19 protein-coding genes are annotated in these 21,738 nt (G+C 57.6%); 12 read left to right on the top strand and 7 right to left on the bottom strand.

Annotated elements, in window-relative coordinates:
- The first annotated feature begins 22 nt into the window (after window positions 1–22).
- From odhB to Absy_RS03935, 3 genes are all read left to right on the top strand, one after another.
- Entirely contained in the window at window positions 23–1,231 is a 1,209-nt protein-coding gene (gene odhB / locus Absy_RS03945) for a 2-oxoglutarate dehydrogenase complex dihydrolipoyllysine-residue succinyltransferase (protein WP_048853440.1), read from the top strand.
- Between the two features lie 87 nt (window positions 1,232–1,318).
- On the top strand, window positions 1,319–3,040 hold the full coding sequence (lpdA, locus tag Absy_RS03940) for a dihydrolipoyl dehydrogenase (protein ID WP_048853439.1): 1,722 nt from the start codon (window positions 1,319–1,321) through the stop codon (window positions 3,038–3,040).
- 63 nt (window positions 3,041–3,103) lie between these two features.
- Window positions 3,104–4,138, top strand: coding sequence for a L,D-transpeptidase (locus Absy_RS03935; RefSeq protein ID WP_245614717.1), 1,035 nt, complete (start codon window positions 3,104–3,106; stop codon window positions 4,136–4,138).
- A 126-nt stretch (window positions 4,139–4,264) separates the two neighbouring features.
- Here the strand turns inward: Absy_RS03935 and Absy_RS03930 are convergent, their stop codons facing one another.
- Window positions 4,265–4,660, bottom strand: coding sequence for a DUF3597 domain-containing protein (locus tag Absy_RS03930; RefSeq protein WP_048853438.1), 396 nt, complete (start codon window positions 4,658–4,660; stop codon window positions 4,265–4,267).
- A 336-nt stretch (window positions 4,661–4,996) separates the two neighbouring features.
- Window positions 4,997–6,286, bottom strand: coding sequence for an adenosylhomocysteinase (ahcY, locus tag Absy_RS03925; RefSeq protein WP_048853437.1), 1,290 nt, complete (start codon window positions 6,284–6,286; stop codon window positions 4,997–4,999).
- A 182-nt stretch (window positions 6,287–6,468) separates the two neighbouring features.
- Here ahcY and Absy_RS03920 point away from each other — a divergent pair, with 182 nt between their 5' ends.
- Together Absy_RS03920 and Absy_RS03915 are read left to right on the top strand one after the other, a co-directional pair.
- Complete coding sequence (locus Absy_RS03920; RefSeq protein WP_048853436.1) at window positions 6,469–7,173, top strand: lysophospholipid acyltransferase family protein; 705 nt, start codon at window positions 6,469–6,471, stop codon at window positions 7,171–7,173.
- A 350-nt stretch (window positions 7,174–7,523) separates the two neighbouring features.
- Window positions 7,524–8,585, top strand: a complete 1,062-nt coding sequence (locus tag Absy_RS03915; RefSeq protein ID WP_048853435.1) for a DUF2125 domain-containing protein — start codon at window positions 7,524–7,526, stop codon at window positions 8,583–8,585.
- 22 nt (window positions 8,586–8,607) lie between these two features.
- On the opposite strand, the gene gloB is transcribed toward Absy_RS03915, so the two are convergent.
- The gene (gene gloB, locus Absy_RS03910) at window positions 8,608–9,333 is read right to left on the bottom strand and encodes a hydroxyacylglutathione hydrolase (protein WP_048853434.1); all 726 of its coding nucleotides are present in this window, start codon (window positions 9,331–9,333) and stop codon (window positions 8,608–8,610) included.
- A gap of 72 nt (window positions 9,334–9,405) precedes the next feature.
- Here gloB and Absy_RS03905 point away from each other — a divergent pair, with 72 nt between their 5' ends.
- Genes Absy_RS03905 through Absy_RS03875 form a run of 7 tightly spaced genes read left to right on the top strand, consistent with a single transcriptional unit; the run spans window position 9,406 to window position 16,672 of the window.
- Window positions 9,406–10,155: a methyltransferase domain-containing protein gene (locus Absy_RS03905; RefSeq protein WP_048853433.1), complete on the top strand. Its 750-nt coding sequence runs from the start codon at window positions 9,406–9,408 to the stop codon at window positions 10,153–10,155.
- Between the two features lie 44 nt (window positions 10,156–10,199).
- On the top strand, window positions 10,200–11,942 hold the full coding sequence (locus Absy_RS03900) for a hypothetical protein (protein WP_048853432.1): 1,743 nt from the start codon (window positions 10,200–10,202) through the stop codon (window positions 11,940–11,942).
- Entirely contained in the window at window positions 11,939–12,955 is a 1,017-nt protein-coding gene (locus tag Absy_RS03895; protein ID WP_052945699.1) for a hypothetical protein, read from the top strand. Before Absy_RS03900 ends, Absy_RS03895 begins: the two co-directional genes overlap by 4 nt.
- A complete protein-coding gene (locus Absy_RS03890; RefSeq protein WP_048853431.1) occupies window positions 12,952–13,536 on the top strand; it encodes a hypothetical protein in 585 nt (194 codons plus the stop codon). The genes Absy_RS03895 and Absy_RS03890 overlap by 4 nt, the downstream gene beginning before the upstream one ends.
- A complete protein-coding gene (locus Absy_RS03885) occupies window positions 13,533–14,666 on the top strand; it encodes a hypothetical protein (RefSeq protein ID WP_048853430.1) in 1,134 nt (377 codons plus the stop codon). Before Absy_RS03890 ends, Absy_RS03885 begins: the two co-directional genes overlap by 4 nt.
- Window positions 14,666–16,162, top strand: coding sequence for an NADH-quinone oxidoreductase subunit D-related protein (locus tag Absy_RS03880; protein ID WP_048853429.1), 1,497 nt, complete (start codon window positions 14,666–14,668; stop codon window positions 16,160–16,162). Before Absy_RS03885 ends, Absy_RS03880 begins: the two co-directional genes overlap by 1 nt.
- A 36-nt stretch (window positions 16,163–16,198) precedes the next feature.
- Window positions 16,199–16,672: an NADH-quinone oxidoreductase subunit B family protein gene (locus tag Absy_RS03875; protein WP_048853428.1), complete on the top strand. Its 474-nt coding sequence runs from the start codon at window positions 16,199–16,201 to the stop codon at window positions 16,670–16,672.
- 10 nt (window positions 16,673–16,682) lie between these two features.
- Here Absy_RS03875 and Absy_RS03870 read toward each other — a convergent pair whose 3' ends face one another.
- The 4 genes from Absy_RS03870 to Absy_RS03855 all read right to left on the bottom strand — a co-directional run bounded on the left by Absy_RS03870 (window position 16,683) and on the right by Absy_RS03855 (window position 21,658).
- Complete coding sequence (locus tag Absy_RS03870; RefSeq protein WP_048853575.1) at window positions 16,683–17,546, bottom strand: CDP-alcohol phosphatidyltransferase family protein; 864 nt, start codon at window positions 17,544–17,546, stop codon at window positions 16,683–16,685.
- Window positions 17,547–17,589: 43 nt separating this feature from the next.
- On the bottom strand, window positions 17,590–18,279 hold the full coding sequence (locus Absy_RS03865; RefSeq protein ID WP_048853427.1) for a phosphatidylserine decarboxylase: 690 nt from the start codon (window positions 18,277–18,279) through the stop codon (window positions 17,590–17,592).
- A 94-nt stretch (window positions 18,280–18,373) separates the two neighbouring features.
- The gene (gene alaS, locus Absy_RS03860; RefSeq protein ID WP_048853426.1) at window positions 18,374–21,019 is read right to left on the bottom strand and encodes an alanine--tRNA ligase; all 2,646 of its coding nucleotides are present in this window, start codon (window positions 21,017–21,019) and stop codon (window positions 18,374–18,376) included.
- Window positions 21,020–21,160: 141 nt separating this feature from the next.
- Window positions 21,161–21,658, bottom strand: a complete 498-nt coding sequence (locus Absy_RS03855) for a GtrA family protein (RefSeq protein ID WP_048853425.1) — start codon at window positions 21,656–21,658, stop codon at window positions 21,161–21,163.
- Window positions 21,659–21,738: the final 80 nt, after the last annotated feature.

Below are 21,738 nucleotides of genomic sequence, written 5' to 3'. Positions count from 1 at the left end.
CTTGAAAAAAATGGGGAATAGGATGTCAGTCGAGATCAAGGTGCCAACACTGGGCGAGAGCGTGACCACGGCAACCATTGCCAAATGGCTGAAGCAGCCCGGTGATGCGGTCAAGGAAGACGAACCGGTTGTTGAACTTGAAACTGATAAGGTCAGTGTGGAAGTGGCAGCTCCGCAGGCTGGTGTGCTTGGCCCACAGGCCGTAAAGGAAGGGGATGAGGTGGAAGTGGGTGCCCTGCTGGCAACCGTGGAACCCGGCAAGGCTGGTGCCGCTCCTGCTGCCCCCAAAACTGCTGCCCCAGAAAAAAAGGTGGAAGTCCCTGCAACACCGGCAGCCAAGCCAGCGGCCGATGCCGCAGCAGCACTGCCAGCCGCACGGAAGCTGATGGCGGAAAACGGGCTGAACGCAGGGCAGGTTGGTCAGGGCACGGGCCTTGGCGGACGGATTACCAAAGGCGATGTGCTGGGCTTTTTATCCCAGCCACAGGCAGCAACGCCTGCCGCAGCCCCCAAGGCCGCCCGCAAGGATGACCCGCGTGAAGAGCGTGTCAAAATGACGCGCCTGCGCCGTACCATTGCCCGCCGCTTGAAGGAAGCGCAGAATACCGCGGCCATGCTGACCACGTTTAATGAAATTGACATGTCTGGCGCAATGGCGCTGCGTGCCGAATTTCAGGATAACTTTGTAAAAAAGCATGGTGTGAAGCTGGGTTACATGTCCATCTTCTCCCGCGCGGTTATTGCAGCACTTAAGGAATTCCCCGCCATTAACGCTGAAATTGATGGGGAAGACGTGATCTACCGCGACTTCGTCAATCTTGGCATTGCTGTGGGTGGTCCCAACGGTCTGGTTGTGCCGGTCATTCGCGATGCTGACAAAATGGGTTTTGCCCAGATTGAAAAAACCATTGCAGGGTTTGGTAAGGCGGCACGCGAAGGTACGCTCAAGCTTGATGAGCTCTCCGGCGGTACCTTCTCCATTACCAATGGCGGCATTTATGGTTCCCTGCTGTCCACCCCGATCCTGAACTCTCCGCAGTCCGGTATTCTGGGGATGCACTCCATTCAGGAACGTCCTGTTGCCGTCAATGGTCAGGTGGTTATTCGCCCCATGATGTATGTGGCCCTGTCCTATGATCATCGGATTGTGGACGGCAAGGAGGCAGTCAGCTTCCTTGTCAGGCTCAAGCAGAATGTGGAAGACCCCCGCCGCCTGTTGATTGACGTCTGATCTGACACTGGCACAGGCCGGAGGTAACCCGGAAGGGGCCCCGGCCTTTACCTTTTTGCAGACCCTAACGTGAGCGAGACAAGACCCATGCCGACCGAAATTAAAGTTCCCACCCTTGGAGAAAGTGTAACAACCGCCACGGTAGGGAAGTGGCTGAAACAGCCTGGCGAAGCGGTTAAGGAAGATGAACCGGTTGTAGAACTGGAAACAGATAAGGTGAGCGTGGAAGTTCCCGCCCCTGCGACTGGTCGGCTGGAAAACCACGCAGTCAAGGAAGGGGACGAAGTAGAAGTTGGTGCCGTGCTGGCTCTGCTTGAAGCCGGAGCCGCAGGTAAAACCGCAACTGCTCCTGCTGCGGAACAGGCGCCTGCTCAGGTTGAACCTGCTGCAAAAGCAGCTTCGCAGCTCGCCCCTCCGGCCGAGACGGATTATGATGTTGTGGTTATTGGTGCTGGGCCGGGTGGCTATGTGTGCGCCATTCGCGCAGCGCAGCTTGGCTTTAAGGTTGCCTGCGTGGAAAAACGCGCAACACTTGGTGGTACCTGCCTGAATGTCGGGTGCATTCCCTCCAAGGCTCTGCTTCAGTCATCGGAAAATTACCATGCAGCCGGGCATGACTTTGCCGCACATGGCGTGCTGATCGAGAGCGTAAAGCTTGATCTGGCCAAGATGCAGGCGCGTAAGGCCGATATTGTTGGTGCCAACGTGAAGGGGGTTGAATTCCTTTTCAAGAAAAACGGCATTACCTGGCTTAAAGGCCACGGCAAGGTTGAAGGTACAGGCCGCCTGAGCGTGGATGGCAAGCCGGTTACTGCCAAGCACATTATTATTGCCAGCGGGAGCGATAGCGCAAACCTGCCGGGCATTGAGGTGGACGAAAAAGTTATTGTGACTTCAACAGGTGCCTTGGAACTGTCCGAAGTACCTAAGCGGCTGGTTGTGATTGGCGGCGGCGTAATCGGTCTGGAACTGGGCAGCGTCTGGCACCGTTTGGGTGCGGAAGTAACGGTTGTTGAATTCCTTGATCGTCTGGTACCCGGTACGGATAACGAGGTAGCAACCCAGTTCCAGAAACTGCTGACCAAGCAGGGCTTTAAAATGAAACTGGGCCATAAGGTCACCAAAGCTGAAAAAACCAAAAAAGGCGTTGTGCTGAGCATTGAACCGTCTGCAGGTGGTACGGTGGAAACGCTGGAAGCCGATGTGGTTCTGGTTGCGGTGGGCCGCACGGCGGCCAGCAAAAACATGGGGCTGGAAGAAGCCGGCATTGCGCTGGACAAGCGTGGCCGCGTGGAAGTGGATGCACATTATGCCACCAATGTTCCCGGAATTTACGCCATTGGGGACGTGATTGCTGGTCCCATGCTGGCCCACAAGGCAGAAGAAGAAGGCGTGGCACTGGCCGAACTGCTGGCAGGGCAGGCGGGGCATGTTAATTACGATGCCATTCCCGGTGTTATTTACACATGGCCTGAAGTTGCGTCTGTCGGCTTTACCGAAGAGCAGCTTAAGGAAAAGGGCGTCGGCTACAAAACTGGCAAATTCCCCTTCCTTGCCAACGGCCGTGCACGCGCGCTGGGCATGACAGACGGGTTTGTAAAGGTGCTGGCAGACAAGCAGACAGACCGTGTGCTGGGTGTCCATATTATTGGTCCAGCAGCAGGGGAGCTGATAGCCGAAGCGACCATGGCGATCGAATTTGGCGCATCGGCAGAAGATATTGGCCGCGTCTGCCATGCCCACCCAACCTTGAGCGAAGCTGTTAAGGAAGCTGCATTGGGTGCTGACAACCGCGCGATCAATATTTGAAAATTTTCTTATTGTTAGGACTAATGCCATACTCTCTCCCGTAGTTTTATACGGGAGAGCGTTATGCGCATGGTAAGGAAACTGGCCGTCTGTTCAGCTATGGCTGGCAGTTTTCTGGCTATGCCAGATGCCCTTTGGGCACAGGGTGAAGCGCGGCCCGGTCCAGCTTATACCCGCCCGGCAACCCAAGCAGGCAACCACCCCACCAATGTGGATGACAGCGCATTGGACCCGGCGTTTTCTGGGGTGAACGGGGCTGACAGGGTTCAGAATCCCTCTGCTCAGGAACGGGTTTTACCCCCGGTTCCCGTTGTTTCGGAAGATGCTGCCAGGCAGGAAGCCTGGGCACTGACGCTGGCTTTCCGGCATGAGGTGCCCGTGGCACTTCCTGTGTCTGCTGCCTATAAGGCTGCGTGGGTTGCACTGGCTCGTCAACAACTGGCACAGGCCGGTTATGTGCTGGACCGGCCGCAGGTGCTTGTGGTGGTGGACCGCAACCCCAAAGTACAGCGCCTATGTTTGATTCTGGCCCTGCCATCCGATGAGGACTGGCAGGTCATCGGCAGTACAAAGGTCTCTACCGGCACAACAGGACGGAAATACTATTACATTACTCCTACGGGTGTTTTCCCCAATTCAGCAGAACGTCTTGGCTACCGTGCGTTGGGAACCAAGAATGAAAATGGCATTATGGGCAATGGCACTACGGGTATGCGTGTGTGGGATTTTGGGTGGCAATGGACCGAAAAAGGGTGGTTAGCCAGCCGGGAAAAAGCACAGATCCGCTTGGAAATGCACGCAACTGACCCGGTCTATCTGGAACAGCGTCTGGGCCATACTGCTTCTGAAGGCTGCATCCGTATCCCATCATCGTTGAATGTCTTTATTGACCGGCATGGACTGCTGGATGTGGAATATGAGCAATGGGCGGCTGTAGACCGCCGCTTTGCAGCTCTTTTGCGTAAGGACAGGGTTGCCTCTCCCATAGCCGGACTTGCTGTGGTGGTCGTGGATACGGCAGATTATGCCATGCCCTTGCCCGCTGCCGGTGCATTAAAAAATGCGGATGCCCAGCACAGGCACGCAACCCGAGGTTAGGGGGCCAAAACTGTGGTAGCCCAGAGTAGTTTGGACCAGATAGGGCGTTAGAGGCCGATAAAAATAAAGCGCAAGCTGTTGAGCTTGCGCTTTTGTTATTCTGCTCAGACCTGATGGTGCAGTCTGTTACAGACCCGCAGGAACTTTGCCGCCGTTCTGTTCCAGCTTCTGCCGGACTTCCTTAATCAGCCAGATGTTCATGCTTGCGCTGTCTTCCGTGCTGCCGGTGTAGCCCAGTTCTGCTGCCAGTTTTTTGCGGGCATCAAGGGAACTGTCCAGACCCAGCAGTTTAAGCAGGTCCACAATGGATTCCTTCCAGTTCAGGTTCTGCCCGTTCTGCGCGGCAAGGCTGGCCAGAACCGCATCAACATTAACAGGCGAACCCGCTGGGGGAACCGTGCCCGGTGCAGCAACGGCTGCGGCACTGGGCTGAGCACTGGCGTTGGCGGGGGAGGTTGTGTCCGGCGTTGCGGCTTTGGCGTGATGGAAAATGGCAGATAAAATGGAACCAAAAATGCTCATGTGGGCAATCCTTTATCGTGTATTTGTCCGGTCCTGTTACGCAGGATAACCTGACAAATCTGTCAGGAAAGAGACAGTTTTGTGCAAAGCTTCTGGCACCTGCGCAGACCACCCATGTGGTTTGTTACCATAGGGGTGCGGGGCCCCCGGATGAACGTTGCTGCGCAAGCAGTAACGGTTTGGGGTGGGGTATGGTTCATGGTTTGAACCAATGGAATTTTCGGGGGACGTGGCAGAAGGGAATGCCGGGTGGTGGAGGCTTATCCACTACACATTTTCTGCCCTAAGGCTACCCGAAAGCCCCTTTGGCGGCTTCGGGTAGCCAGTTAGCGGTGCTTAGTAACGGTATTCTTCGTGCTTGAAGGGGCCGTTTACGGGCACGTCAATGTACTGGGCCTGCTTTTCGCTGAGCTTGCTCAGGTGAGCGCCAACCTTGGCAAGGTGCAGGGCTGCAACTTTTTCGTCCAGCTTTTTGGGCAGGGTGTACACCTTGGCTTCGTATTTGCCTTCCGGTGCGGTCCACAGTTCGATCTGGGCCAGCGTCTGGTTGGTAAAGGAAGCAGACATAACAAAGGACGGGTGGCCAGTTGCATTGCCCAGGTTGACCAGACGGCCTTCGGACAGAACAATCAGGCGCTTGCCATCGGGGAACACAACTTCGTCCACCTGCGGCTTAATGTTTTCCCACGTAAAGTTACGCAGGCCGCCAATCTGGATTTCGGAGTCAAAGTGGCCGATGTTGCACACAATGGCGCGGTTCTTCATAGCGCGCATGTGGTCAACGGTAATCACGTCCACATTGCCGGTTGCGGTTACAAAAATGTCCCCACGGGTAGCGCCTTCTTCCATGGTGACCACTTCGTAGCCTTCCATGGCAGCCTGCAGGGCGCAGATCGGGTCCACTTCGGTTACCAGCACGCGGCAGCCTGCATTGCGCAGGGAGGCAGCGGAGCCTTTGCCCACATCCCCATAACCGGCAACCACGGCAACCTTGCCTGCCATCATAACGTCGGTACCACGGCGGATGGCATCCACCAGACTTTCGCGGCAGCCATACAGGTTATCAAATTTGGATTTGGTAACGCTGTCGTTCACATTGATGGCCGGAACCTTCAGTGTGCCTTTTTTCTGCATTTCCCACAGGCGGTGCACACCTGTTGTGGTTTCTTCGGACAGGCCTTTTACGTTGGCCAGCAGTTCCGGATACTTGTCGTGCATCATAACGGTCAGATCGCCGCCGTCATCCAGAATCATATTCGGGGTCCAGCCATCGGGGCCCTGAATGGTCTGTTCAATACACCAGTTAAATTCGTCTTCCGTCAGACCTTTCCATGCAAACACCGGAATGCCGGCATCAGCAATGGCAGCTGCAGCATGGTCCTGCGTGGAGAAAATGTTGCAAGAAGACCAGCGCACGGTTGCGCCAAGAGCGACCAGTGTTTCGATCAGCACTGCGGTCTGAATGGTCATGTGCAGGCAGCCAGCAATACGTGCGCCCTTAAGGGGCTGGCTTGCGCCATATTCTTCGCGCAGCGCCATCAGGCCCGGCATTTCGCCTTCAGCAATGGAAATTTCCTTGCGACCCCATTCGGCCAGCGAGAGGTCCTTTACCTTATAGTCGCTCATATTATCCTGTCTTTCTATGCAGAGTGCCGCCTTGCTATACCGCCATAGAGGCTTCGAGGCCAGTCAGAACAGGTCTGGCAGGTCTGGCTTTGTATGGTTTTCCTTGCAAGGCTGGCTGTTTTCTGGTGTCCAGCATGGCAGATCTAAAGAACTGGTAAGCTGGTTATAACGGGTTTTGTCTTATGGTTGTGGTGCGTTCCGTCCTGTTTAATTGTGTGGCTTTTGTGCTGACCGGGATCATGGGGGTTGGTGCGCTGCCTATCCGCTGGTTTATGCCCGGGCGCGCGCTGGCTTATGCCAAACTGTGGTCCAGAGCCGTGCTGTGGCTGTTCCGTTCCATATGTGGTGTGCGGGTGTGTGTAAGTGGGCTGGAGCACCTGCCAAAATCCGGTCCGGCCCTTATTGCCTCCCAGCATCAGTCTGCGTTTGATACGCTGGTCTGGATGCTTTTGCTGCCACGCCCCTGTTATGTGATGAAGGGTGAATTAACCCGCATTCCCCTGCTTGGACCAATGCTGGTGCTGACGGGCATGATGCCGGTAGAACGTGCGGCAGGTGCGCGCGCCCTGCGTTTGCTGCTGCAAGGTACGGACAGGGCTGTGGCGGATAACCGGCAGATTATTATTTTCCCCGAAGGAACGCGCACCATGCCGGGTGAACATCCGCCCCTCAAACCCGGTATTGCCGCCATGTCCAGCCATATAGACCTGCCGGTTATTCCCGTCGCAACCAATTCGGGCCTGTTCTGGGGGCGTAATGCCTTTGTTAAACGGGGTGGTGTGTTGCACATATGGATCGGCCCGGCCGTAGGCCCTGCCAAACGTACCGCGCTGCTGGACGAAATTGAAAAAAGCTGGCGTGTGCTCGAACAGGGTGAGGATTTGTAAATCCGTAGAGGAGCAGTGCAAGGAGGGGATAAAGAACTTGCTCTGTGGATAACTTTGTGGAGTATGGTGCGTGTCATAAAAGGGTCATGTTAGTAATGAGCGGGGATTTACTGCATGGTCTGGAGTAAATCCGGTACATCACGCGTGTGAGATATGCCGTAATTTTTTATAAAATTTGGAAAATATACAATAAAATTCAGAGGTTTTTTTATTTTCCATTCCTGTCTGTTTTACTGGAGAATTTGAGCGCACCATGCCATAAGCTGCTACAGGAACAGGTAGGGCCAGTAAGGAAGTCGGGTTGTGGATAACTTTGCACGGAAGGCGGAATACAGCCATTTGAGGTGGGGATGACGCGTTTTTTCAAGCAGCCTTTCGTATTGGCGGCCGGTGTTGTGCTGCTGGTTCTTGGGGGAGCTGTTGCGTTCCGTTGGCAAAGCCAGCAGTATTTAAACCGGCTTGTCGCCCATCCCTCCGACTTATGCCAGATTTCCTACCAGAGCAGGCAGTCAGCAGGCAGTATGTGGCGCGCGGCACTGGTGTTGCAGGGGGTGCGTGTAGCCTGCACCCCGGCCATGCATGATGGTACCCCAGCCCATACCATAGAGTACGGTGCCAATAATATTCTGCTGGAGGTGGTGCCTTGGCACCCGTTGCAGGTGCATATGCGCCTGAATGGACCGCAATCCCTAACCATACCCTATGCGCATAATGGCGAGGAGAGCAGGCGTCTGTTTGTGCTGGAAGGGCATCCGGTCGAGGTGTTCTGGCCTGTGCGTTCCCTACCAGCCGGGCGTGCGGCCTTTAGCGCGCCATTTGCACATTTGCGTGCATCGGGCGTGAGCATGAAAAACGTGCAGGGTGAAGTGTTGTGGAATACGCAGGCCAATTTTCAGGCCAGTGTGCTGGGTCTGTCCTTTTCTGTTGAGCAGATGACTGTTCCCTCATGGCCCCAGCATCTGGAAAACGTCAAAGCTGCTTTTTCCATGCCCGGCCCTTATGAGCGCCTGCGCGTACTGGAGCAGGAGGAGGAGAGCGGGCTGGCCATCTGGCCCGAACTGCTGGTGCAAAAAGCCTCGGCGGATTGGAATGGTCTCAAGCTGGGGGTAACCGGGCATGTGCGCGGTGGCCATGCGACCAGCATAACGGGGGACTTCTGGCTGACCGTGCGGGACTGGAAGCCATTTGTAGAGCAGTTGCAGCCTGAAAGAATTCTGCCCCCCCTACAGGCAGCAGCATTTAAAAACACGTTGGAAGATATGCTCTCCCGCGGGGATAGGGCCGGGGGTAAGCTTGTTCTCTCCCTCTCTGTCAGGGATGGATATGTTTATATGGGAGCCGTGCCGCTGGAAAAAATTTTACCAGTTTTTCAACTCGTCCAACCCGCAGCACGCACGCTTGTCCAGCAATAAAGTTTTCTATCGCCAGTTGGGTTTAAAACACGTCTTTCTGCTGCCGTAGGTCTGCCAGTTCCTGCACTGTTGTTGCCCGCAGGAACGGGTTTGTTGCGCGCTCAAGCCCGAGTGTGGAGGGTACGGTTGCCTCTCCACGTGCACGCAGGGCCTGTACGGTGCGTGTGCGGTCCTGAAGTGCGGCATTATCGGGGTCGATGTGCAGGGCAAACTGGCTGTTGGATAACGTATATTCGTGCCCACAGCACACCAGGGTCTGTGCAGGCAGGTTGCGTAGCTTGGCAAGGCTCTCAAACATCTGCTGGGCCGTGCCTTCAAACAGACGGCCACACCCAAGGCTGAACAGGGTATCCCCGCAGAACAGGGCTGGTGGATGGTCAAAATAATAGCTGATATGGCCCAGTGTATGCCCCGGCATAGCCAGCACACGGCCAAGGCTTTGCCCAATAGCAATGGTGTCCCCATCGTTCAGGGGGAGGTCCATATGCGGCATACGGTGCTGCTCTGCCGCTGGTCCGGCCACTTTTGCGCGGTAGCGCTGCTGCAAGGGGGTGGTGCCACCAATATGGTCATTGTGGTGGTGGGTGAGTAAAATAAAGTCCAGCCTGCCGCCATGCTGCTCCAGCCAGCGTTCTACGGGGGCGGCTTCTCCGGGGTCGACAATGGCGGTTGTCCGGGTTGCTTCATCCCGCAAGAACCACGCGTAATTATCGTTCAGGACATGAATGGCGTGTATGGTCAGGGGCATGGCATGGCTCCGGCTGAAGGGAAGAGGGACAGGTCATGGCTTTGCGATGCAGACTTATGATAGGCATGACCCATGCAGGAAGCCATGGTGCGTGAAGAAAGTTTTTACAGAACTCCAGCAGGCAAGGTTTGTGTGGACCTGCTGGGCGAGCGGATGCGGTGGTTCTGGCCGGATTTGAAAAACCAGTCTGTTCTGGGGCTGGGTGGAGCCGCACCGTACCTGACCCGTATTGGAGACCATACAACGGTGCGTATAGGGGCCTGTTTTGCGGGCAATCCTGCGGAAGCTTTAGGTCTGTCTGGTCAATGCTGTGTGGTGGACCCGGATAACCTGCCGTTTGAAGGGCAGCAGTTTGACCGCATTGTGCTGGCACACGGCTTGCAGACGCGCACCAATCCAGTCCAGATCCTGCGGGCAGCAGCCCGCGTTCTGCGTGATGACGGGCGGTTGCTTATGGTTGTTCCCAGCAGATTGGGCGGGCGCGCGCGGTTGCGGCGCACTCCTTTTGCGCGGGATATGCCCTTTACCCGCCATACACTGCGCCAGACTCTGGCCGCTGCCATGTTGCGGGCGGAAAGGTGGGATGAGGCGGTCTTCCTTCCTGCAAGCCATGCCTGTCGCACGCTCAGACGGGGCAGGCGGATGGATATCGCTGGCAAGGTTCTTTGCCCCGGTGGTGGAAGTCTGATTTTGGTCGAAGCCGTGCCAGAGATGTATTCTGCCCTGCCTTTGTCTGTCTGCCATAAAAAAGGGTGGTTTACGCGTATGCGTGTGTCTGCCACCGGGATGGCGCGCATACCCGGAGCAGGAAAAACGCTTTGATCCGGTTCCAGTGTTGCTGAACAGATTGTATTCAGCCTGCACTCATGGTGTTATCCGCCGGTTTTATGTTCATAGGTTTGGGGCCGGGTTCCATTCTACTGTCTTCCGTTCTTTGTGGGTTGCTGCTGGCGCTGGTTGCGCTGGGCTTTTTTGCTGTTGCGCCAGATCGTCTGCTGCGCGGAGTGGCAGTCTGGCGAGCCGAAATTCTGGCAGGTCTGTGGGGGCTGCTGGGGGTGTTGGCCCTGCTTGGAGCATCCTTCCGGGTCGAAGGGGAGTTGGGGTGGTTCCCCGTTTTTGGGGCGGATGGCCCCTCTTTACCCATGCTGGCGATTTTGGCCTGTGTAGGGGCACTGGCTGGCAGGGGGCGGGCCTGCGTGGCCTGTGTGCTGGCCTGTATGGGTGTGCTCGCACTTTCGCCTCTGGTTTTTGGTCTTTTTACCGGTACGGCGCTTGTGCTGCTGGCAGGGCGAGGCAAGCGCGGGTTGTGCCTGCCCTTTGCCGTGCTGCCTGCGTGTATTCCAGCCGATAGTATTTTGTCTGTTCCCCTGCTGGGGGTCATGGTGGTTCTTGTCGGGTGGGCGGTGTCCGTCCAGCGGGGACCGCTTGCGGTTCTGCCTGCCTGTATTGGCCTGTTCCTGCTTGGCCGCCTGCTGGCGGAGGTGGGGGAATTACCACTGCTGCCACAGGTTGTGCTGCTTCTGTGTGGTGGTGCAGTGGCCTGTGCGGGACTTGCGCAGGCCATGCGCCAGCAGCAGGCTTTAAGCCTTGTCGCTGGCTTGGCTGCCGGTTGGTATGGAATGCTGGTATTTGCACTTGTGCTGGCGCTTTCCTCCCCTCTGGGGGGGGCGGATACTTTTCGGACCACCGTTATTCTGGGTATGGGTGCGCCTGTTGTGGCCTTGCTGGGCGTGCTTTGGCTGGCGCGCAGGTGGGAACTGGAGAGTGGTGCCGGGCTGCACACGCCTCTGGCCAGATGCCTGATGGGCGTCGTACTGGCCCAGTGCTCTGTTCTGCCGCCCTGTGGTGGATTTTTGGTGTTGTGGTCAGCCCTGGCAGGGGCAGGTTATTCGGTGGAGGCCAGTCAACCAGCCATGGCATTGCTTGTTGTTGGGCTGGTGGTGTTTTTTGTTGCTCTTGGCGTTGTATTCAGTGCGGGCTTGTTGCGTGCAGCACTGGTGTTTTTGCCCCACCGTGGTGGAGGAGCCGGGCAGGTGCGGGCCATGGTGCTTCCTTTGTGGCTATGCGCCGTGCTTGGGAGCATCATGGCTTTTTTTCCTGGACTCTGGCTGTTTGTGGCGGACCATCTGGTGGTGGGGCCACCCTTGCCCCCTGTGACATGGCAGGATGTGACAACGGTGCATTTTATAGGCCATAGCGCCCGGCTGACCCCCGTGCTGGTGCTGCTGGGCGTGGCGCTGGTCGTGCTGGCAGTCGGCCTTCTGGTGCGGCTGCTGGGGTTTATGCCCTTTGACCGTTCTGCCCGGCAGGTTGAGGCATGGCGCCAAGGTGCGCCAGTCTGTGATGTTGCCGCGGCAGAAGGTGGTGCGGAGGAGGATGTCTTGCCTTTATGGTCGGCATGGCACGGGTTTTTCTTTGCGCCTGCTGTTGTTACGGCCCTGCGTGGCCCCGGCACCGGCGGTGCCCTTTTCCGCCGTGCCGTATTTTTCTGGCGTTATGCCCGCAGGAGCCTGTTTGTTGCCGTAGGATGGTGCGAAGCGCAGGGCATGGTCCTTATTCTGCTCCTTATGGGCGTGGGTCTGCTGGCAGGGCTGTTTGTGGGTAAATGATACATTCTCTCACATGGGGCGGATGCCTTGTTTATCTGCTGCTCATTGCGCTGCAAACACTGCTTATGGTGTTTGTGGCACCTTGGCTGAATGGTCTGGTCGGGCGGCTCTCTGGTCGTGTGTCCGGGGTATCTTCCTTTCCGGTTATGGGGCGGTGGCAGGATATCGGGCATCAGTTCAGGCGGCCTCGTTTGCAGCAGGGGGCGGACTGGCTGAGTGGCGCTGCCTGCACGGGCGCATTGGTACTGGCCGTTCTGGGGTGCGCTCTTGTTCCCGCTTTTACGCTGGCTGTTCCGGGTTTTCCCGCCCCGGGGCTGCTGCTGATCTGTAGTGTGCTGGTTGTAGCGCTGGTGCTGCTGGATGTGCCGCGCGTGTTGCGTGGTGGACTGGGGGCGGTGCAGGGGGCACGCAGCCTGCTGGGAGCGTTGCTGCTGCTGCCTGCTCTGGTTCCGGTTGTGCTGCTTGCCGGTGTGCGTGACTTTTCGGACTTTCTGGCAACCGTGCATGGACTTTCACCCGTAACGGATGGCGCACCGTTTGTGCTGGCGGGTGTTGCCCTGTTTTTGGTGCCAGCATTGGCCTGGCCCGACCAGCAGGGTCAGCTTGCCTCTCTGGCAGGGCCGGAGCGGGCCATGTGGTTGTGGGCAGCGGATTGCGTGCAGATCGCATGGGTGGTGCTGGCCTTGGATATGGCCTGGCCCGGTGGTCTGGCTTTGCCCGATGCGTCTGGCATGGAAGCATGGTTGATCCAGTGCATGGTTGATTTTGCCCTGTGGGGCGGCAAGCTGCTGCTGGCTGCCACTATGCTGGCGCTGGTCAGGCTGGTTGTGTTGCCGCCATTAAGGTTGGCACGCATTCGGCTGGTGAGTATTTTTTTGCTGGGTGTGCTGGCCTTGCAGGTTACGTGGTCTGTTCATCCGCTTTTAGCCGAACGGGATGAGGGGGGCGTGCTGGCAGGCCCGCAACAGTTGGAGTCACAGGCCGCCATAACAGGGGGGGAGGACGTGCAATGACCCTTGTTGCCATTCTGGTGCCCTTGGTGGCGCTGTGTGTTGTTGCGCGGGGTGTAGGGTTTTTGCTGCTGACCGGAGTGGTCACGGCTTTGGCCATGCTGCTGGATGGACTGACCCCCCTGCAGGAGGCTGGCGCCAGTTTGGCATTGCTGTTTGCTGTCGCGCCTCCCGTGTTTTTAACCCGATACCAGCATGATGCCACGCATGAGCGCAGTGGCACAGCCGTGCCCTTTTTTGCTCTGGGGTTAATGGTTCTGCTGCTGCTTGGGTGTGGGCGTGCAGGGAGTACGCTCTTCCCCGCAGGGTTGTGCGCTATGGTTGCCGGGCTGGTAACGGTTGTGTGCCGCCAGAGCATGGTGTGGCAATGGGCCGGATTACTGACATGTATTGAAGGTGTACTGCTTTCCGCCGTGCTGGGGCGGCAACCCGTGGTGCTGGGCGTTGCAGCCTTGGCTGGTGTGGTTGTGGTGCTGCTGGGCGGTATGTGTATCCACCGGATTATGCCGCGTGTGGTGGCTGCCCATAGCCCCGCCAGACAATCCCGCCGCACAAAGCCTGCGACCGGAGGGAAGGACACATGAGTGTAGCTACGCAGGCGACCGTCTTTCTGGCAGCTCTTGCATTTGTGTGGCCATTTGTTGGGGCTATTGGAGTGGCGGCCGTGCCTGCCCCACGCAGCCGGGAGGTCGCTTTGTGGATGGCGGGCCTTGGCTGCCTGCTGTCTGTTGTTGTGTTTATGTTCCCTGCGATGGGTGGCAATGCCAGCGGCTGGGATGATGACCCCGTGCAAAGAGCAGGCCGCGTTATGCTGGCATTTGGCCTGCTCCTGCTGGTGCTGGAAAATGGCGTTATGCCCGACCGGCTGTTACGCAGCCTGCCGCATGTCTGCACGGCTTTGGCTGGCTTGGCCTGCGTTGCCCCCGAACCGGCAGTAGGCCTGGGTATTCTGGAAGTCGCACTGGCGTGGGGGGTATTTGTTTTTACGCGTCCGGCCGGGCAGGCCAAAACCGGATGGGGGCTAATGCGTACCGGCTCCGTGGGAACAATGCTGGTCCTGTCTGGCTTGCTGCTTCCGCAAGGGAGTACGGTCTGTGGGCTTATGATGGCTTGTGGACTTGTTATTTTAACCGGTCTTGCTCCTTTCGGGCAGTTCTGGCGGGATGAGAACGATAGCTTTCTGTTCCTCCCTTTTGCAGGTGCTTCCATTCTGCTTGCCATGCGCCTGCGTGGTCATGGTGGCATGGCGTTTGAAATGGCTTTGGTGGCAGCCGGGCTGGTGTCGGTCTGGCTTACGGCCTGTGCGGGTCGCTCGCGTGACCGGCAGAGGCTGTTTCGGACCTTTCCGTCCGCGCTGGCCCTTATGGCTGTGGGGGTAGAGGCAGATGTTGCCGCATTGCTGTTCCTGTGCGGCTGGTGCCTGGCTGGTGGCAACCGTAGTACGCGGGGCTGGGCGGTTAATGTGCTGGCGTGCTTCCCCCCCGGTGCGCCTTTTGTGGGCTGTCTGCTTCTGCTTTCTGTCATGACCGATTGGTCATGGTCCGTCGCGGTGCTGACGGTGTGCGGTATTCTGGCAGCAGTGTTACGCGCCGTGCCAGACAGGGAGGCAGCCCGCCTGTTCTGGCCGGAGGATATGGCTGGGCGGGTAGCCTGTTCGGTTCTGACGGTTATGGGGTTTTTGGTGCCATTGGCCATGATGCTGGGGGCCTTCTGATGGATGTTGTCTCCCTGATCTGTGCTGGAGAGCACACCCAGACGCACTGGCGCTTCAGGCTGGATGAACTGGCCTGGCGCGATATGGTGGACCTGCTCCGCCAGGATGATCTGCCTTTTGTTGGTCTCTGGTGCGATGGAGAGGATGTCCATGCCCTGTTTTTGCCAGATGGGCAGCCGCTTGCGGCAACCCTGCGGCTGGAAAATGGGCGTTATCCTGCTCTCTCTCCCGCACGGGTGGTCTCCAGCCTGTACGAGCGGGTTATTTATGACCTGTATGGGGCCGAGGCCATGTGGGCGCTGGACGTGCGCCCCTTGCTTGACCACGATGTCTGGTCCGCCTCTGCTCCGCTCTCTGCTGCGCCGGGGCGGGGCGGGCAGCATAAGGGGATTCTGGCATTCCAGCCGTCCGATGCCCTGCTGGCTGCCAAAGGTCGGGTAGAAGATGTGGGACCGGCAACGGGTAGCGCGGTTCCACCATTTTATACGCGCCTTGTCCTTTCCGGCGGTGTTGTTGCTAATGCGGAAACCCAGACAGGTTATGCGCACCGGGGTATTGCCGCTCGCTCCCGCCACGCACGGGTGGAGGATGCCTGCCGCCTTGCTGGTCGGGTGGCCGCAGGGAGTTCGGTTGCGCATCAGGTTGCATTTTGTAAGGCCGTGGAAAACGCATGTGGCGCGCGCGTGGGCACCGAAGTCGCTTTGCTGCGGGTCGCCTTGCTGGAAATGGAGCGGCTATTCCACCACCTTTACAAACTGGCGGCTCTGGCCCGGCTGGCTGGAGTGCATCTGGTGGCGTCGCATTGTATGGCCCTGCGCGAAAAACTGGTCGCACAGGCAGCTCCTGTTACCGGGTCGCGGCTGTTAATGGATGTCTGCACGCCCGGAGGGGTATCGCTGCGGGAAGCCTCGCAGATGGGGGATTTGTGTGCCAGTCTTTATGAGCTGGGGCGTCAGGCATACCCACAACTGGCTCTGTTGTGGCGGGAATACCCCGGTCTGGCCGTGCTGCTGGGGAATGTGGGGCGTGTTCAGGCGGATGAACTGGAACGCATAGGGCTGGATGGCCCTGTTGCCCGCGCCTCCGGTTGGGATTGTGATGGACGGCGGATGATCCCTGCATACGAGGGGTTGTGGCGCTACACATCCGGTCGGCAGGACGGGACCGCGGAGGACCGCGCACTTCTGCTATTGGATGAAGTGGAGGAAAGCCTGCGAATGCTGGACCTTGCCGCAGCCCGTATTGGGCTAAATGCAGGCGGCAGCACCCCCCTCTCCATGGAAGATGGAGAGGGTATAGGGCTGGTCGAAGGGCCGTGGGGTGGCGTGTTATATTGGGTCCGTCTGGCGCATGGGCGTGTGGCAGAGGCTTTCTGCCGCAAGCCCGAAACATCAGCCCTCCTTGCGTTTGAGCAGATGCTTCCCAACCATGCGGCGGCAGATACAGCGTTACTGGCCTGCTCTTTGGGTATGAATGCAGCAGCACTGGATGGCTAGGAGTGCAGGAATGAACAGGCACAAGGCAGTGTTTTTATGGGGCTGATCCGTGCGGTCATGCAAACTGCGTTCTGGAAGGACAGGCAGAAGCGCAAGCCACTTGGGCCACGCTGGCCTCTACTGCTTTTCCATGTGGATACAGGGGGGTGCGGGGGCTGTGGTATGGAACTGCAGGCTATGGCCAGCCTTCCATACGACATGCAGGGAGCAGGGTTCGGGTTTGTCACCTCTCCCCGTGCGGCAGATGTGCTGCTGGTAACAGGCCCGCTTACTCGTAGCATGGCGCCGGTGTTACAGGCCGCATGGGATGCCATGCCAAACCCCAAAGGGCTGATCAGCGTTGGCAACTGTGCGCTGGATGGCGGTCTGTTCAGCGAAAATTATGCCGTAATGGGGGGGCTGGAACGCCGTGTTACGGTTGATCTGGCCATTGCAGGCTGCCCGCCCAGCCCACAGGATGTTCTGAACGGGTTATGTGCCATGCTTGGAAGTGCCGCACAGAGCCGATAAAAAAACGCCCTCAGGGAACTGAGGGCGTTTCGTCTGCATCATCGTCTTTGTGCAGGTCTTCCGCTGCTTTTTTGAGCTTGAGAAAACTGCGGCGGCTGAGTGGCAGCAGAATCATGTAAATAATTCCCGCTGCAGCTAGTGCCGCCCATGGATCTGCGACCAGAACAACCGCGTAAATTCCGGTCCCCAGCATAAGGGGCAGAACATATTGTGCTGGCACCTTAAAGTTTTTAAAGGACCAGACCGGCAGGGTCGATACCAGCAGGAGTGCCGTGCTGGTTAATGTAAAATCTGGCAACCATGGCAGCCGGGTCAGGTTATAAAGCCAGTCTATGCCCAGCTTCTGCGCTTCCAGTCCCAAAAAAAGCGGGAAAAGAGCCAGACCAGCGCCAGCAGGAGCAGGAACCCCCGTAAAAAAGTTGCTGGCATATTTGGGTTTAAGCTCTTCACCATCCAGATTGGCGTTAAAGCGTGCGAGCCTGAGTGCCATACAGACGGTAAACAGCAGGCAGGGCAGAAAAGCGTAGCGATTGCTATCTTTTATCGCCCAGAAATACAGCAGGAAGGAGGGGGCAACCCCAAAGCAGAAAAAGTCTGAAAGACTGTCAAATTCTGCTCCAAACCGCGTAGCGCCACGCAGCATTCGCGCAATACGGCCATCCAGCCCATCAATAAAAGCAGAAATCAGCAACGCTGCCGCAGCAGCCTGAAAGCGCCCTTCAATGGCAAAGCGCATACCGGTCAGGCCAGCGCACAGCCCCAGCATTGTTAAAATGTTGGGAATCAGGCGGTTGAAGGATGGCCCACGGCTTTTGTTGCGCACACGCCGTTTGCGTGCGCGCTGCCGAGGGGCTTCTTCCTTGGGAACGGGCAAGGTTACTGCTGGGGGTGTGGGGTCGGGGAGTGTCACGGTCTTGTCAGAGACGCGCCATAACGGTTTCACCACCGACCATGGTCTGACCCACAGCAACCAGAGGTTCCACGCCGGGTGGCAGGTACAGGTCGGTCCGTGAACCAAAGCGGATCAGCCCAAAGCGTTCACCGGCTTCCATTTTTGTGCCTTCCTGCACGGAGCAGACAATCCTGCGGGCAACCAGCCCTGCAATCTGCACCACAGCCAGCATCCGGCCATCAGGGAGTGTCAGGCTGAGCGCATTACGTTCATTCTGCTCGGATGCCTTGTCCAGACTGGCGTTCAGGAACAGCCCAGGGTGGTAGGCGATCCGTGTTACCGTACCCGCAGCAGGCATACGGTTTACATGCACATCCAGAACAGACAGGAAGGTGGCAATGCGCCACACAGGGGTTTCCCCCATTTCCAGTTCTTTGGGCGGAGCAATTTTTTCAATGGAAACAATATGGCCATCTGCCGGAGCCACGGCCACATCTGCGCGGGCCGGGGTTATACGTTCGGGATCGCGGAAGAAGTAAAGGCAGAAGCCAAAAAAGGCTGAGCTTGCATGGCCAAGCAGGCGCAGCTTGGGGCAGCGGAATTTGCGGCCCAACAGGTAAGACACGGCAGACGCCGCACCAGATGCCAGCAAAAAAGGACGCGCCTCCGGATGGGGGCGGGACACAACAAATTTAAGAGATTCAAGTAAAGACATAACGCAATCCTTACGCCAAAGGCAGACCAAGGGGAAGCGGCAGAACAGCGCGTTGCCGCGCTATTCTACGTTCCGCTTTTTTTGAGCGTCTGTGTCAGACCGTCTCTTTCAGTATATCGCGCACAGCTGCAAATGCTGCATCGGCGGCCTGTCCGTCTGGTCCACCAGCCTGCGCCATGTCCCTGCGTCCACCACCGCCTTTGCCACCCATGGCAACGCTTGCAGCTTTAACAAGTGCCACGGCATCGACTTTTTCCGTCAGGTCTGGTGCCACAGCCGCAACCACACTGCCCTTGCCATCAGCGCAGGAGATCAGGACGACCACATTGGCTTCCCCCTGCTTGAGTATGGTTTCCGCCAGCCCTTTAAGTTCACGCGCAGGGGTTTCCCCCACGTTGCGGGTTGCCAGACGGGCAGAGCCTACTTGCTCCACACCAGCCGCGGCAACGCTCCCTGTTGCCAGTTGGCGTTGCAGGTTGGCAATCTGACGTTCCATGGTGCGGCGTTCTTCCAGCAGGCTTGCCAGCCGTTCGGGTGCTTCCGCCACACTCACCTTCAACATGCCAGCAAGCTGGGCAAGTCTCTGCTCGTTGGTTGCCGTCAGGGATTCGGCAGCTTTGCCAGCTACGGCTTCAATACGGCGTACACCAGCGGACACGCCATTTTCAGCGACAATACGGAACTGACCAATGTCCCCCGTGCGGCTAACATGGGTGCCGCCGCATAGTTCTATGGACCAGGCTGCTTTGCCATCTTCTGCCGGCCCCATGGAGACCACGCGGACCTCATCGCCATATTTTTCGCCAAACAGGGCTGTTGCCCCTTCGGCAATGGCTTCATCAGGCGTCATGGAGCGGGTTGTAACGGCCGCATTCTGGCGGATGCGATGGTTCACCTCCGCTTCAATATCAGCCAGTTCTTCTGGCGTAATCGGGCGGGGCTGGCTGACGTCAAACCGTAAGCGATCTGGCGTATTCAGGCTGCCTTTCTGCGCAACATGTGCCCCCAGCCGACGGCGCATGGCCTCGTGTAGCAGATGCGTTGCGGAATGGTGCGCCCGTATGGCCGAGCGACGGTCATGGTCAACGGTTGCAGTAACCGCCATGCCGGGCTTGAGCACCCCTTCGGTCACGGTGCCATAATGCACAATCAGATCCCCCGCTTTTTTCTGGGTATCACTGATTGCGACTTTAAGGCCCTTTGCGCTCAGAAAACCGGTATCGCCCGCCTGTCCGCCACTCTCACCATAAAAGGGGGTCTGGTTGAGCAGAATGGCGACTTCCTGCCCGATTGTGGCTTCTGGCAAAAACGCATTGCCAGCAATAACAGCCAGAACCTCGCCATCGGCCTGTTCCGTGGAATAACCAAGGAATTCGGAAGCGCCAAATTTGTCGCGTGCTTCAAACCAGATGGTTTCTACAGCAGTATCGCCCGAACCAGTCCATGCTGCGCGGGCACGCTGGCGCTGGATGGTCATGGCATCTTCAAAGCCCTGCACATCCACATCGTGGCCACTGCCGCGCAGCGCGTCCTGTGTGAGGTCGAGCGGAAAACCAAATGTGTCGTACAGGCGGAAAGCAACATCACCGGGGAGCGGGGCCCCCGTTGCCAGTTTGCTTTTTTCGTCGTCCAGCAGGTGCAGGCCACGGTCGAGCATGGCTTTAAAGCGCTCTTCCTCTCCGCGCATGGTTTCACGGATCAGGGCTTCACCGTGCACCAGTTCGGGGTAGGCGGTGCCCATCTGCTGGATAAGAGCGGGGAGCAGCTTGTAAAAAACCGGGTCTGTTGTGCCCATCATATGCAGGTGGCGCATGGCGCGGCGCATAATCCGGCGCAGTACGTACCCTCGGCCATCCTTGGCAGGCAAAACACCATCGGCAATCAGGAATGCTGTGGAGCGCAGGTGGTCCGCAACCACGCGATGGCTGGCCTTGAAGGGGCCATCCACAGCCTGATGGGTCAGGTCGGCAGAAGCATTGGTGAGGGCAACAAAGGTGTCTGTGTCATAGTTGTCGCGCTTGCCCTGCATAATGGCGGCAAAGCGTTCCAGCCCCATGCCTGTATCAATGGAGGGGCGCGGTAGGGGCGAACGGGTGCCTGGCGGGTCTTCGAAATACTGCATGAACACGAGGTTCCAGATTTCAACAAACCGATCACCGTCTTCATCGGGGGAACCGGGGGGGCCACCGGGAACATCGGGGCCGTGGTCAAAAAAGATTTCGGAGCATGGGCCGCATGGCCCGGTGTCGCCCATACGCCAGAAGTTGTCCGATGTGGGAATGCGGATAATGCGGCTATCGTCCAGCCCGGCAATGGAGCGCCACAATCCTGCGGCGTCTTCATCATCCGCATAAACGGTAACGAGCAGCTTATCCTTGGGAAGGCCAAAGCCTTTGGTAATCAGGTTCCACGCCAGTTCTATTGCCTGCGGCTTGAAATAATCGCCGAAGGAAAAATTCCCCATCATTTCAAAAAATGTATGGTGCCGGGCTGTGTAGCCAACATTATCCAGATCGTTGTGTTTGCCCCCTGCGCGGACAACCTTCTGTGCGGTTGTGGCGCGTGAGTAGGGGCGGGTTTCCTGCCCGGTAAACACGTTTTTGAACTGGACCATCCCTGCGTTAGTAAACAGCAGAGTGGGGTCGTTGCTTGGAACAAGCGACGAGGAGGGGACGATCTGGTGGCCCTTGCTGGCAAAATAGTCCAGAAAAGCGGTGCGGATTTCATTTGTTGTCAGCATGGCGTGAGGCAGCAAAGTCCTGAAACTGGTTGGGCGCGTAATATCTTCCCGATGAACGGAAAACGATGCTCACGGCCAGATGGAACACACAGTATTCTTTTAAATGTAGCGCACCCTGCGCGTCTCTGAAAGAGGGCAGGATTAAGGCTTGGTATTGTGCGTATGGTCTGTGGGAGGGAAGTCCACAGTCATCTCCACAAGTTCCAGAGGAGAACTGGGTGGCCGCGCACGAAAAACCAGTTTTTGGGTCAGGTTAAAGTTGGCCAGAAGTCCAGCAAAACTCCCAGCGGCCAAGGCCAGTATAGGGTGGTGGATGCAAAGCGGAAACGCATAAAACAATGTATAAACGGTTCCGCGGTTAAGCATAAATCCTACACTGTTGGCAGAAAGGAATCGCAGCCACTGCAAAATGGGATGCTCATGTGCGCCCATGCCTCGGAAGGTCCACAAGCGGTTGAGAATCCAGTTAAGGGTTGCGGCCACAAAATAGCTTACCAGCGTGGCGGCAGTTAATCCGATGATCGGGCGCAGACCATAGGTTGTTGCCGTATCCCAGACAAAGCCCAGACTACCAATGATGCCAAACTTAACAAAGCTTAGCAAAGAGCGCTGTTGGGTGGCTGGGGGTGTTGCGGGCATACCGAGCAAAGGTCAGAAAACTGGAAAGAGAGCAAGACAAAAAAAGGAGGTGCCGTGAGGCACCTCCTTTAATTGTTCCG

Origin of the sequence: Acetobacter syzygii, assembly GCF_000964225.1 — a bacterium.
Lineage (GTDB): Bacteria > Pseudomonadota > Alphaproteobacteria > Acetobacterales > Acetobacteraceae > Acetobacter > Acetobacter syzygii.
This window is presented reverse-complemented; position numbering and strand designations above follow the sequence as displayed.

Bases quoted from the DNA above. Each gene is read 5' to 3' on its own strand.
- alaS (WP_048853426.1), bottom strand. From the start codon at position 21,019: ATGCTGACAACAAATGAAATCCGCACCGCTTTTCTGGACTATTTTGCC.
- Absy_RS03905 (WP_048853433.1), top strand. From the start codon at position 9,406: ATGCAGGAAGCCATGGTGCGTGAAGAAAGTTTTTACAGAACTCCAGCA.
- ahcY (WP_048853437.1), bottom strand. From the start codon at position 6,286: ATGAGCGACTATAAGGTAAAGGACCTCTCGCTGGCCGAATGGGGTCGC.
- gloB (WP_048853434.1), bottom strand. From the start codon at position 9,333: ATGCCCCTGACCATACACGCCATTCATGTCCTGAACGATAATTACGCG.
- Absy_RS03865 (WP_048853427.1), bottom strand. From the start codon at position 18,279: ATGTCTTTACTTGAATCTCTTAAATTTGTTGTGTCCCGCCCCCATCCG.
- lpdA (WP_048853439.1), top strand. From the start codon at position 1,319: ATGCCGACCGAAATTAAAGTTCCCACCCTTGGAGAAAGTGTAACAACC.
- Absy_RS03935 (WP_245614717.1), top strand. From the start codon at position 3,104: ATGCGCATGGTAAGGAAACTGGCCGTCTGTTCAGCTATGGCTGGCAGT.
- odhB (WP_048853440.1), top strand. From the start codon at position 23: ATGTCAGTCGAGATCAAGGTGCCAACACTGGGCGAGAGCGTGACCACG.
- Absy_RS03855 (WP_048853425.1), bottom strand. From the start codon at position 21,658: ATGCCCGCAACACCCCCAGCCACCCAACAGCGCTCTTTGCTAAGCTTT.
- Absy_RS03890 (WP_048853431.1), top strand. From the start codon at position 12,952: ATGACCCTTGTTGCCATTCTGGTGCCCTTGGTGGCGCTGTGTGTTGTT.
- Absy_RS03930 (WP_048853438.1), bottom strand. From the start codon at position 4,660: ATGAGCATTTTTGGTTCCATTTTATCTGCCATTTTCCATCACGCCAAA.
- Absy_RS03885 (WP_048853430.1), top strand. From the start codon at position 13,533: ATGAGTGTAGCTACGCAGGCGACCGTCTTTCTGGCAGCTCTTGCATTT.
- Absy_RS03880 (WP_048853429.1), top strand. From the start codon at position 14,666: ATGGATGTTGTCTCCCTGATCTGTGCTGGAGAGCACACCCAGACGCAC.
- Absy_RS03915 (WP_048853435.1), top strand. From the start codon at position 7,524: ATGACGCGTTTTTTCAAGCAGCCTTTCGTATTGGCGGCCGGTGTTGTG.
- Absy_RS03895 (WP_052945699.1), top strand. From the start codon at position 11,939: ATGATACATTCTCTCACATGGGGCGGATGCCTTGTTTATCTGCTGCTC.
- Absy_RS03875 (WP_048853428.1), top strand. From the start codon at position 16,199: ATGGGGCTGATCCGTGCGGTCATGCAAACTGCGTTCTGGAAGGACAGG.
- Absy_RS03900 (WP_048853432.1), top strand. From the start codon at position 10,200: ATGGTGTTATCCGCCGGTTTTATGTTCATAGGTTTGGGGCCGGGTTCC.
- Absy_RS03920 (WP_048853436.1), top strand. From the start codon at position 6,469: ATGGTTGTGGTGCGTTCCGTCCTGTTTAATTGTGTGGCTTTTGTGCTG.